We start from the raw sequence: 12,064 nt of genomic DNA, 5'->3' as shown, positions 1-12,064 counted from the left end.
AAAAATTGCCATACAGGTGAGGGGAAGAAGAGGGCATATAAAAACCCTCTTCATAAGAAGAGGGTGTATGTACATTCCTCATCTTATCTTCCAGATCCACAGACCTGTAGGATGTAGCACCACTCAAGCAATATGCTTGAAGGTTGCCGGGCTTCGCAGGGCCTAGTCCCTCCGCCACTCTAGATAAGATATTCGCTTTGTTTTTTAAGCTATGAGCTTGATATGGATTATAGAACAAATCTAAATAAAGGTCAATAAAAATTCGGAACATTTGATTTCTTCTGTTTTTATCCTTTCCTGAACATGAGTCTGCCCTAAAGGGAACAATAGCTTAGTCTGTTCTTTTATGCTTTCCCTTGCTACAATAGGACATAATTCTAAATAGAGTAGGTGAGCCAATTGGGAAAAACGATTTTATTTGATGTAGATGGGGTTTTGTTAAGTGAACATCGATATTTTGATGCTTCGGCATTAACCGTGTGGGAACTTATACATAGTGAGAATTATTTGGGTCTTCAATCAGACCGTTTTCATACAGACGTAACCGAAAGTGAAGTAGGCGATTTGCGCGCAGAAGTTTTCCAGGAAGATGAGGTATTGTACTTAATTAAATCAAAAGGAATCAATGCAAACTGGGACATGGTCTATTTAACATTTTCCTTTCAACTGATTCGTTTGTTAGCTCAGCTAAATGAAGTGAAACCGAAGTACGTTGAGAAAGTGTTCCAAGATATGACGCTTGACCGGCAAGCACTTCAAGAAATTGGGGGAGAGTTGTATAAGGCTGGTATAGAACCAGATTATAAAACATTTGTCCCAGTTATGAAAGATGTTGAAGCGATGCGAGGTGAGTTGCTTACCCATTTAAACCAAATCGCATATGAAATGACAGGTATTGAGACGATGGCTTTCACAAGAAACAGTGCTCTTTGGGAGTTAGGAAGAGAAACCTTCCAGGAATGGTATGTGGGTGAGGACCTAACAGAGAAATCAATCGGAAGGCCACCGTATCAACAAGGGAAAGGTGGATTTGTCCATATTGAAACGCCTCTTGCGACTATGGAGGAATTGGATAACCTGTTTACGAAATTAAAAGATGATGGGTATACGCTCGGAATTGGTACAGGTCGTCCAGCACTAGAAACGGTAGAACCACTTGAAAACTTAGGCATTCTCTCTTACTTTGACCGGAATCGCATGGCTACTGCTTCTGACGTCCTGGAAGCGGAAAAGAAATACGGTGACAAAGCTCCACTCGCGAAGCCGAATCCATTCACCTATATGTTTGCCTGGTTAGGACGGTCGAGTATAGAAGAGGCGCTTGACTATTCATTTACTGAAGAAGAGAAAGATTCAGTGATTATTGTAGGAGATTCCCTCGCAGACGGTCTTGCAGCCCAAAGTCTTGGTTGTCATTTCGTCGCTGTTCTGACAGGATTATCAGGTCAAAAAGCAAGAAAAGAGTTTGAGCAAAATGATCAACACACCATTATAGATAACATTAAAGACCTTCACAAAGTCCTTTAAGATTGGTCTAGAGATCAACTCTTTAGCCCGGTAGAGAATGAACGCGTGCCAGACACCCTTTACTTATTTAACTTAGTAAAGGGTGTCTTTTTTAGTTTATAGATCAACTAGGGGCATGGCCGATTTTAGTTATAGGGAGTGGATGTTGACCATAGGATAGTAGAGGAGGGGATTTGATGGTAGAACTTTTCTTTTGGGCATTGGCAAGCTTTATTATTGTCATGGTGAGTGGAGCATTTGGAATGAGGGAATTGTTTGTCCGTGAACGCTGGTGGTGGCCTTCTGTCACTCTATTATGTGTGGCCCTAATACTTGGAGGGCTATCGGGGTTGATGAGTCTTTTCACTTCACAACTCATAGAATTAGACAAGCCTGCAGTTAGTTTATATTATGCGATACGCACCATATGTATATTAAGTAGTCTAAGTCTCGTAGCTTTCATCATCCTATGGATGAGAGAGGAGAGAGAACGACTGACGTTACCTAAGGGGTTAAGATTAGTAGAGAATAGAAGGCAAAAGAAAGAAGGTGCATCTCAATAGGATGCACCTTCTTTTTTAACAATATTCGTCGTAGGCTTTCGTTAAGTTTGCCACAATCTCTTCCACCTCGTGATCTTCAATCTCTTCACGTGGAATAAAGTGAACGACTTGTCCCTTTTTCATAACGGCCATTGAAGGGGAAGTGGGCTCGTACCCTTCAAAGTACTCTCTCATACGATTTGTGGCTTCACGGTCTTGACCAGCGAAAACCGTTACAATATGGTCAGGGCGTTTCGTGTTTTGTAGAGATTCTTTTGCAGAAGGTCGGGCCAGACCGGCTGCACATCCACAAACTGAATTTACAACGACAAGAGCTGTTCCTTCCATTTCACTTACGAAGGAATCAACCTCTTCAGGGGTAGTCAATTCGGTAAAACCAGCACCCGTAAGTTCGTCTCTCATCGGCTGTGCTACTTGTTTCATGTATTCTTCATATGCGTTCATGTTTAAATTCCTCCTTAAGGTATTCTTACTTCTTTCTTGCCTGAGTCATTTGATGCCACACAGAACCTTTGGCTTCTTCTCCGCCTTCAATACGACGAAGAGCCATTTTGGCTTGCATGCGTACTTCAAATTCTGAATCCTGAATGGCTACTTGTAAAGCAGGAATGGCTGATTCATCACCAAGTTCATATAAAAACATGGCTGCTCGCCAACGGACTAGCTTATTCTTGTCAGATAAAGACTGAATCATCTCTGGCATAGCTTCCTTGAACCCCAAATCTGATAAACAGTCACCAGCTGTACGGCGGACTGTGGTTGATTTATCGTTTAACGCTTTGTATAAATAGGGAAGGACTTCAGGTTCTTCAATCATTCCAAGATAAGCTGTGGCAAGGCGTCGAATCGATGCCTTCTCATCCTCTAATGCTTTATCCAAAACAGGAAGGTCGTTATAGGTTGGGTGCATACGGTCAAGGGCTGCGTAGCGTACTTTCCAATCAGGATGATCTAATGTTTCAAGCGTTACTTGTTTTGCTTCTTCATGACCTGTTTGAAGATCACCTGCACCTTCATCAAAAGCTTGTTCTACTAATGAGGCTAGTCTGTCTTCATCATAACTTGCCGAAAGTTCTTCTGCCACTTCTTGCCCCACTTCTTCTGGGTCTCCGTAACGTGGGTTCTGTTCAACCCATTTACGTTCCATAACCATGTTAGGAGAAGAGGGTGAAGCTTTCATGGCTGCGTTCATAAAGCGTTCAGGCAGGCCAACCCGTTGCTCATTTTCACCTTCTTGTAGTTTAACCTGCATTGGAATTCCGCGGAACATTTGTACATAAACGTTCACTTCTCCAAATGCTTCGGTATTTTGGGCTGTTTCTTCAGTTTGTTCCATCGTTGGTTGTTCTGATGAACCAAATACCGAACGTACTTCAGGTAATATGTTTTCCCAAGGATGTTTCGGATTTCGGTCTAATGCAATAAAGTCCGAAACGTGATATAAACTTTTAACCCCTTCAATTTCGAAAAGTTGCTGAATGTAATCGGGAGCTTCAGATCGATCGTCGTTTCTTTTATAATTACGTGATTCTCCGTCGGCTAGTTGCTCATTCAAATTAATCTTCATTGAATTGGGGCTTGGTGTCGGTTCAATTGACACAATATTCATTTTGTTGTCCCCCTTACACGTATACTCTTTGTTGATTTTAACAAACACGAGCGATGACTTCCATTGTTGCGATTGATTCTTTGAAAACGTCGAATGTTCAATGGGGGAGGAATTTGGGCAAAGAGCGTCGGGAAAAGCAGTACTACATAAAAAAAGAGCTGTTCTAGAAGAATATCCATGTACTCTTCTAGAACAGCTTCTTCACACCAAACCTATAAATCTATGTTTTTAGCTGAGTGGATGTGGTCCACTTGTAGTAATTCGCCTAACACATCTTCAGAAAGGGCTCGATCGATGGTTAACATCATAATCGCTTGACCACCAGCTTGTTTGCGACCTACTTGCATGGTTGCGATGTTGATTTCGTGTTTCCCTAGCAGACTACCAACATGGCCGATAATCCCAGGAACGTCAGTATGCTGGATGTAGAGAAGACGGTCAGTTGGTGCAATATCAATTGTGTACTGATTAACATGAACGATACGCGGTCCAAGCCCATCAAATAGAGTACCAGCTGCACTGTATTCTCCTTCGTCTGTTGTTAAGGAAACGCTTATGAGGCCAGAGTACCCCATACTAGCTGTTGTATTCTCCACAGAGTAGCTTAGACCGTACTGTTTGGCGAGGTGAGTCGCATTGACAATATTCACTTTTTCGCCGAGGTAATGGCTGAGCAATCCTTTTACAAATGTACGGGTTACAAGCTCTGTGTTGAAATCGGTTAAAGTACCTGCATAGCTAATTTTAATATGTTTCGGAGCTTTTTTAGCAAGCTGGATCATCATTTCTCCGAGTTTCTCGCTTAATAGGTAATAAGGTTCTAATGTTCGTCTTGTTTCATCATTCACAGCCGGCATATTAACCGCATTATGGAAAGGTTGATCAGCTAGAACATTTAGAATCTCTTGACTCACATCTTCTGCAACATAAAGTTGTGCTTCAGATGTTGATGCTCCTAAGTGAGGCGTTACAATAACCTCAGGTTTCCCAACAAGGGGGTTATTTGTAGGTGGTTCTTCCTCAAACACATCTAAAGCGGCTCTAGCAACAATTCCTTCGTCAATTGCTTCAAGGAGTGCTTCTTCATCAATAATGCCACCACGGGCACAGTTTACGATGCGCACGCCTTTTTTCATTTTTTGGAATGCGCTTTTATTAATTAAATGATGCGTTTCTTTTATGAGAGGAGTATGCACGGTAATGAAATCAGCATTCTCATAAACGGTATCAAGATCGCCTTTGGTAATTCCGATTTGAGAAGCACGTTCCTCTGTTAGGAAAGGATCATAGCCAATCACACTCATTTGAAAGGCTTTGGCTCTTTTAGCTACTTCTGTACCGATCCGTCCCATTCCGACGATTCCGAGTGTTTTTCCTTTTAGTTCTACACCCTTATAAGTCTTCCGGTCCCAGGTTCCTTCCGTTAATGTCTTGTGAGCTTGGGGAATATTTCTGGCTGAAGCCATTAGCATGGCAAATGTGTGCTCACAAGTTGAAATCGTATTTCCGTTAGGGGCGTTTACGACGATTACACCATGCTCTGTCGCTGCTTCTAAGTCGATTGTGTCCACGCCAACGCCTGCTCGGCCAATCACTTTTAGTTTCGTAGCCCTTTCTAGAATTTCTTTTGTGACTTTTGTTTGGGAACGTACAATCAAGCCATCATATTCTGGAATCGTTTCCTTCAATGCCTCAGGTGAGAGGTCGGTTTTCTGATCGACTTGGACTTGATCTGAATCAAGCAATGCTTTAATTCCATCTTCACTTATTGGATCACTTACTAATACTTTAAACATTTTGTACATACACCTCCTGGGCAGCTTTAACACCTTTACCTAATTCTATTTCGACACCTAGTTGTTTTAATCCCATTTCAATCATGGATAGAGTGGTTAAAATATCTACGGGAGAACAGTAGCCCATATGGCCAATTCTGAATATTTTTCCTTTTAGTTCTTTTTGACCTCCTGCAAGCGTCAACCCAAACTGTTTGGAGAGCAAGCTTCTTAGTTCATCTGGTTTAAACTCAGCCGTTTCTTTAACGGATGTTACAGTAGGGGAAGCATCTTCCTCGCTAGTCAAGAGTGGTAATCCAAGTGCTTTTATACCTGCACGGGTCATATCTTTCATAAGGTGATGGCGTTCGAAGACGTGGTCAAGCGTTTCTTCTTTCATCATCTCACTAACTTCCTTTACTCCTTGGATAAGTGAAACGGCAGGAGTGTAAGGAGTCATACTATTTTCAAGTTGTTTTTGATAAGCTTTTAGATTTAAGTAGAAGGATGGATTTCCATCTGTCAGTTTCGCTTCAGCCCGTTTACTTAAGGAAACGAAAGATAATCCTGGTGGCAGCATCATTGCTTTTTGAGATCCTGTTACAAGGACGTCCAGGTTCCAGTGATCCATGTTTCCTGGGACACCACCAATGCAGCTCACACCATCGACTAAAACGAGCGCTTCACTGTATTGATGAACCTTTTCAGACAGTTCTCCAATAGGGTGCATCACACCAGTTGATGTTTCATTGTACGTTAATAGAACAGCTTTAGCATCAGGATGTTCCTGTAAGGTGTTCTTGAGGTCTTCAGGTGAAACAGAGCGCCCCCATTCAACCTCTAATCGATGGGTAGGATAGCCATTATGCTCACAAATATTTGCGAAGCGGTCACCAAACGCCCCGGCTACGACTACAATTACTTTTTCTCCTTTAGGAACAGTATTGGTCACAGCGGCTTCAAGGGCTGCTGTCCCGCTAGCTGTAAGGGTGTAGACAGGTTGCGTGGTTCCAAAGATTGGTTTTAGACGTTCACTTGTGTCAGCAAAAAGTTGAGCAAATGAGGGGGAGCGATGTCCAATCATTGGTTCGTTCATAGCGTGCTTAACGCGATCTGGTACGGGTGTTGGTCCTGGAGCTCGTAAAAACGTTTGATCTTGTAGCATTTGAAAATCCCTCCTGTATGAATAAAAGAAATAAAAAACGCCCCTTGCTAACAAAATGCTAGCAAGGGGCGTTTGTATAAACGCGGTACCACCCTTTATTAAACGACACTCGTCGTTCTCTCATTGGTAAGATTACCAGTCTGATAACGGTCGACGCCGAGTGTGCCTACTGTAAATTCGGACACTAGTTTAGAAGGGCTACCCATAAATCATGCCGTCGATTTCCACCTGCCACCGACTCTCTGAGGGTCATGAATGTATGTTGGTCTTCATCATTACTTTTCCTTATTTTTTAGAAGTTTAGCACGTTAAATCATTCATGTAAACAGAAAAGTTTTACGATTTTACTTTATTCAGGAGGTTTTGATATAGGAGCGCCCATGTCCTGTGCTAGTAACACAAGGGATTGGTTAATGCGCCAGATGTAGTAGAGTTTATACACAAATATTCGTTTAGATAAATCGTTGTTCTGGTCCGGATATCGCTCAATGCGCTCTCTGTCTTGTTCTAAATCATAAATGATTTGATGTCGTTTTGATTTTAGCATCTCATTAATCGCAGCAATATTATGGGTAACATGAGCCTGGATATGATCAATGGTTTCTTTTAATTCAGCATCCATTTCAGGTTCATTTTCCCTCGTTGCATTCAGATGTTTCGCATAGTAATTCGTAGCTACCAAGATGGTCAGCCACCGTTCTACATCAGATCTTGAGAAGCGTGCCGGGCGTTTACGGATGGATTCGGAATCAACTTTGAATTGGTGAAGAGACTGATCAAGGTCAAAAGCTATTTCAGCAAGGTTATCTGTTGTGCCTTTTCCTTTCAGGCTCATCAAATAGCTTTCGATGTATTGAGATAGCAATTCCAGAAATTCGATGGTGGTATCTGTTACTTTCTCCCGTGTCTTCTTAGGGAATACAAGAGCAGCTGCTGAGAATCCAATATAAGCTCCTAAAAAGGTATCCAACACTCGGGCAAATAATAACTGATAGGTAATGCCCCCAAGTAGTAAATCATAAAGCATGGCAATAATCATCGTAATCCAGAACATAGCCAATGAATAGGAAACGTTAAACAAGTAAAACGCCATAAAGATACATAAAAAGATAAAAGCGACTTGCCATGTGCTATGACCACTTAAAAATAAGGATACTAAAAAGCCTACGATAGCGCCGGCTATAGTTCCGATCGTGCGATCATTTGCTTTTATGAAGGTTCTTCCAACTGTGTCAGTACCCATAAATACTATAAACGCTGATAGTAATATCCAGTACTGATGGGTTGGCGTTAAGGCGTACCCAAGAGCAATCGCAAGGGACCCTGCTAATAACGCTTGAAGAGCTTTCTTCGTGGTTGGCTCAAGTCCTTTAGCTTTCTCTTTCTCTGTTGAATCTTCGGCTGCCTCTTCATCTGCTTCTTGTGGTTGTTCTATGTTTTGATGACGTACTTCATGAAGCTCAAAAGCTCCTTCAATGACATGGTTTGCCATTGTGTTGAGTCGTCGCAACAGGAAAAGCCACTCATCATTTTCCTTTTGATTTACATGTTGAGTTACAGTCCGAAGTTTCTGTACATTTTTTTCTGCTTCTCGGAGTTGTTCTAAAACATGTTGATGTCTGAGAACTTTAACATCTCTTGTAGATTGAATCAGTTGTACTAAGGCATCTTGTACACTACTATGATCAAGCGCTTTATGCTCTTTTAGTTGCTCAATTGTAGGAGTTAACGTTTCCATAAGCATTTGAACATCAAATACGTACAAACGAAGCTGGTTTGCTGTGATTCCTTCCCAAACATCATACGGATTCACATCACCGAGTTGAGCTGAGATATTCCGAGCATATTCATTTAACTTTAATACGTTACGATTTAAATACCTAAGTTCTTTTTCATCTTCATAAGGATGTTGAACAATGTGAATGACCCTGGTGAGGATTAAATTCGTTTGGACGTGGAAGGAAGTCATGCTTCTTTTTAAGATTGTTTCAGGTTTGTTTTTTAATAAGACAAACTTATAGAAGTATGCATAAAATACCCCGATTGCGATCCCGATGAAATAGATTGGTAAATCACCAAATTGCACTCCCAGAATTGTGGAGAAATAGATCGAGATAAAACCAATCATGTTTAATGAGAAATAGCGGGAGCCATAACGAGATAGGTAAAAAGCTAAAAAGACAACGCATAAGATCGCAACATCAGATAGGTGGAAATACGATGAGGTCCAAGCTCCAATGCTAAGCGTCACACTACTTGAAAGAGCGAGGAGGAGCGTTGTAACCTTTTGCTTTTGACTCGTATCGTCAAACACAGCAAAGACACCTAAAAGCCCTACAATTCCCGAGAAGATAGGGACAGTAATTAAACTGTAATCGAGCCAATCCAGTAGGAGGTTTGTAGTGAGTACAGAGGAAATAACGCTTAGGGTGGCCTTTACTGCATTGACTAGTCTCGTCAGACCTGGATCTGCCGCTGTAATTCGTGCAAGCCAATGTAGTAAGGTTTTATAAACTGTCTGTTTCATTTTCATAATGTAATCATAAACGATTCCTAGCGCTTCATCCAATCCAAATGCCTAAAATAGTAGAATTCTATCTATTCTGTGAATTCATTCAAGCTTAAGACTAGGCTGTTACACATAAAACACAAAAAGACATTGAATTGTACAATGTCTTTTTGTGTAAAACCTTTTCGTTAGTCTTCGTCAATTGTAGTCTGAGTTGGATGAGTAGCTTTTTTCATTTCCTCTTTAGACATTACGTTATCTTGCGCTGTAAGGGCATCACTAAAAGGTTTCCCCTTTTGGCTCCCTTGCTTTTTCCCTTGTTTATTCTTGTTTGACATCATGACCACTCCTTTACGCTTATTAGTGTATCTCCTGCTGGGTCGATTATGCTTCAAAGTATAGGTGGTAATGAAAGGCACACCCTTCATTCCATGGATGTTGACAAGTACGACAGAGAAAAGGTGCGTTTAAATACGTTTGTATAGAAAACTCTGACCCGCAATGGCCGCAAAGAATAGCTTTATGGGTGAATAAGGTAGCAGGCCACCGTTTTATTGCATGGTTACAAGCGTTATTATGGCATTGATAGCAAGGATAATAGGTATCACAACAATAGAACTTAATTGCAATCACGTCTTTATCAGAATGGTAATGGACACACCTTGTTTCATGATCGATCACTTGTCCGAATACAGTGGGGGAATCGTTCATTGCGAACATCTCCTTTTTGTTCTAGTGTACTGGAGAGATGGGTTTTTGAAAATCTTTCATCACTACCTTGCATTGTTCACTAGTGTGGAGTATGATGAGTGTAGACGAATAGGAAACATTTTCCTAACTAGTGAATATAATTCAGTACTGAATGTTACTCAGTAGGAGGTGGATCGGTGAACGTTCAATTTAAGAAAGGAGCACTAGAATTATGCGTGCTTGTTATGATTGCATCGAAAGATCAATATGGATATGAACTTGCTCAAAATATATCTACAAAAATTCAAATTGCAGAAGGAACCCTCTATCCTTTACTGCGACGCCTCACCAAAGAAGAGTACTTAAGCACCTACTTTGCCGCTTCTTCAGAAGGACCATCCAGAAAATATTATTCCTTAACACCGAAAGGCTCAGACTACAAAGATTCCCTCATCCAAGATTGGAACGTTTTCACAAGTGCTGTCACAGAGTTAATTGAGGAGGAGAGTAAAAGTGAATAAAGAACAGTTTCTAGAAAAATTAGAAGCACCTCTTAAAAGACTTCCGGATGAAGATCGAAATGAACTTCTTTATGATTATGAAGAACATTTTGAAACAGGAATCATGAAAGGGTATTCGGAAGAAGAGTTGGCGAATCAATTAGGAGATCCAAAGAAGCTTGGGAGAGATTTATTAGCGGAGTATAGAATTGATCAGGCAGAAGATGAGAAATCGGTTAAACATATTTTACAAGCGATCTTCGCCACGATGAGTGTGAGTTTTCTAAATATCATACTCGTTCTTGGTCCTGCTATAGGAGTTTTCAGCCTATATGTTGGTTTATGCTCGGTGGCAATCGGATTGTCAGTAGCACCGCTGCTTTTTATTGGAAGTATGTTCATTGGTAGTGTTGAACCTTTCTTCGTGAACCTATTCCTTTCGATCACACTTGGTAGTGGTGGATTACTGATGGGAATAGCTCTTTTCTATGTTGGAAAATGGCTCTATCAGGCCACACTTTCCTATATTCGTTTTAATATAAGAATTGTAAAGGGGGAGAAAGCAGCGTGAGAACCTTTCTAAGATGGGTGATTCTACTGTTTATCATTGGAATTGTAGGAACCGTTGCGTCGCTTCAAGTTACAGGCGCTTTTACAAAAGAAACCATAGAAGTGTTTGAAGAGAAGTCTTTTAATGGAAGTACGATTGACACATTTCATGTGGATACTTCATCTGCGGATATTTATATTGAACCAAGTGAAGATCAATCCATTTACGTTCAGTGGGGCGGGCATGCAAGTAAAGGGGTGTGGGAAGATTACGAGTTAACGACGAAGGAAGAAGGCAATGAGCTTTCTATTAAGCTTCGCCAAAAAGATCTACTAGGCTTCCAATTTGGTCTGTTACAAAGAGATTTAAAGCTTACCGTAAAAGTACCAGAGAAACTGTATGAAACGATAAATGGATCCTCTTCTTCTGGTGATGTTGTGGTTCTTAAACAGCAAGCGAAACGGTTACAGCTAAAGACAAGTTCAGGAGATATTGAACTTAAAGAAATTACGTCTTCTGAGAAACTTGTTACACGTTCATCAAGCGGGAGCATTTATTTAACAAAGGTGAGTGCCGATCGAATAGATACGGATACAAGCAGCGGGGATGTAATGGGTAAAGGTGTAAATGTGGTAGATATCATCGGAGACTCTTCATCTGGAACGATCGATTATCGCGTTTTAACATTGAAAGGTGATCTTATCCTCAAAACATCAAGTGGGGATGTACATTTAGATTTTGAACAAGTACCGAATTCCTATTCTATAGAGTATCAATCCAGTTCTGGTGATGAACGTGTGAACCTTGATGGGGTTGAATACGATCGTAAGGCAGAACACGAAGTTGTTGGACAAAAAGGAAATGGAGATCAGCGCATTGAAATACACACGAGTTCAGGAGATTTCAGCGCTCAATAACATTAAAATGAATGTGGAAGAAAGAATGGTTAATGATCATAAGAAGATCCTACATGGGACATTTACAGTGGGTTCGAATGTATATGAAAGTGAAATAGGGATAAAAAAGGGCTGACCTTCTTGTTCGACCATCCTTTCTAAGATTCTATCATTCAAGAAGCGGTGAGCCTGATGAAGGATTTATTTTACATTATGAACACTATCTATGTTCGAGCAAACTTTATATCGTGAGCATTGTAACAGGTGATTCCGATCGCCTGTTTTTTTATGAAAATTTTTA

12 protein-coding genes, 1 riboswitch and 1 other annotated feature are annotated in these 12,064 nt (G+C 40.9%); of the genes, 5 read left to right on the top strand and 7 right to left on the bottom strand.

Annotated elements, in window-relative coordinates; translation table 11 throughout:
- Nucleotides 1-80 precede the first annotated feature (80 nt).
- Nucleotides 81-190: riboswitch (SAM riboswitch) on the bottom strand.
- A gap of 209 nt (nt 191-399) precedes the next feature.
- Nucleotides 400-1,527 (top strand): HAD family hydrolase, encoded by a 1,128-nt coding sequence (locus QNI29_RS12330; protein ID WP_231416810.1) that lies wholly within the window; start codon nt 400-402, stop codon nt 1,525-1,527.
- A gap of 176 nt (nt 1,528-1,703) precedes the next feature.
- Complete coding sequence (locus QNI29_RS12325) at nt 1,704-2,069, top strand: hypothetical protein (RefSeq protein ID WP_231416809.1); 366 nt, start codon at nt 1,704-1,706, stop codon at nt 2,067-2,069.
- 15 nt (nt 2,070-2,084) lie between these two features.
- On the opposite strand, the gene QNI29_RS12320 is transcribed toward QNI29_RS12325, so the two are convergent.
- From QNI29_RS12320 to QNI29_RS12290, 7 genes are all read right to left on the bottom strand, one after another.
- Nucleotides 2,085-2,513, bottom strand: a complete 429-nt coding sequence (locus QNI29_RS12320) for a BrxA/BrxB family bacilliredoxin (RefSeq protein WP_231416808.1) — start codon at nt 2,511-2,513, stop codon at nt 2,085-2,087.
- A 25-nt stretch (nt 2,514-2,538) separates the two neighbouring features.
- Nucleotides 2,539-3,678 (bottom strand): conserved virulence factor C family protein, encoded by a 1,140-nt coding sequence (locus QNI29_RS12315; RefSeq protein WP_231416807.1) that lies wholly within the window; start codon nt 3,676-3,678, stop codon nt 2,539-2,541.
- A 212-nt stretch (nt 3,679-3,890) separates the two neighbouring features.
- Nucleotides 3,891-5,474: a phosphoglycerate dehydrogenase gene (serA, locus tag QNI29_RS12310; RefSeq protein ID WP_231416806.1), complete on the bottom strand. Its 1,584-nt coding sequence runs from the start codon at nt 5,472-5,474 to the stop codon at nt 3,891-3,893.
- Complete coding sequence (locus QNI29_RS12305) at nt 5,467-6,618, bottom strand: pyridoxal-phosphate-dependent aminotransferase family protein (protein ID WP_231416805.1); 1,152 nt, start codon at nt 6,616-6,618, stop codon at nt 5,467-5,469. Before QNI29_RS12305 ends, serA begins: the two co-directional genes overlap by 8 nt.
- 61 nt (nt 6,619-6,679) lie before the next feature.
- Nucleotides 6,680-6,903 (bottom strand) — a binding site (T-box leader).
- 64 nt (nt 6,904-6,967) lie between these two features.
- Entirely contained in the window at nt 6,968-9,187 is a 2,220-nt protein-coding gene (locus QNI29_RS12300; protein WP_231416804.1) for an FUSC family protein, read from the bottom strand.
- Nucleotides 9,188-9,315: 128 nt separating this feature from the next.
- Nucleotides 9,316-9,468 (bottom strand): hypothetical protein, encoded by a 153-nt coding sequence (locus tag QNI29_RS12295; RefSeq protein WP_231416803.1) that lies wholly within the window; start codon nt 9,466-9,468, stop codon nt 9,316-9,318.
- A gap of 43 nt (nt 9,469-9,511) precedes the next feature.
- Nucleotides 9,512-9,838, bottom strand: coding sequence for a CHY zinc finger protein (locus QNI29_RS12290; RefSeq protein ID WP_231416802.1), 327 nt, complete (start codon nt 9,836-9,838; stop codon nt 9,512-9,514).
- Between the two features lie 176 nt (nt 9,839-10,014).
- Here QNI29_RS12290 and QNI29_RS12285 point away from each other — a divergent pair, with 176 nt between their 5' ends.
- The 3 genes from QNI29_RS12285 to QNI29_RS12275 are packed head-to-tail and all read left to right on the top strand — an operon-like array spanning nt 10,015 to nt 11,784.
- Nucleotides 10,015-10,338: a PadR family transcriptional regulator gene (locus QNI29_RS12285; protein WP_231416801.1), complete on the top strand. Its 324-nt coding sequence runs from the start codon at nt 10,015-10,017 to the stop codon at nt 10,336-10,338.
- Nucleotides 10,331-10,888, top strand: coding sequence for an HAAS signaling domain-containing protein (locus tag QNI29_RS12280; RefSeq protein WP_231416800.1), 558 nt, complete (start codon nt 10,331-10,333; stop codon nt 10,886-10,888). The genes QNI29_RS12285 and QNI29_RS12280 overlap by 8 nt, the downstream gene beginning before the upstream one ends.
- Nucleotides 10,885-11,784 (top strand): DUF4097 family beta strand repeat-containing protein, encoded by a 900-nt coding sequence (locus QNI29_RS12275; protein WP_231416799.1) that lies wholly within the window; start codon nt 10,885-10,887, stop codon nt 11,782-11,784. Before QNI29_RS12280 ends, QNI29_RS12275 begins: the two co-directional genes overlap by 4 nt.
- Nucleotides 11,785-12,064: the final 280 nt, after the last annotated feature.

It is taken from the genome of Pontibacillus chungwhensis, assembly GCF_030166655.1.
GTDB lineage: Bacteria > Bacillota > Bacilli > Bacillales > BH030062 > Pontibacillus.
The sequence above is the reverse complement of the archived record's forward strand: the minus strand, read 5'-3'. Positions and strand labels throughout refer to the sequence as shown.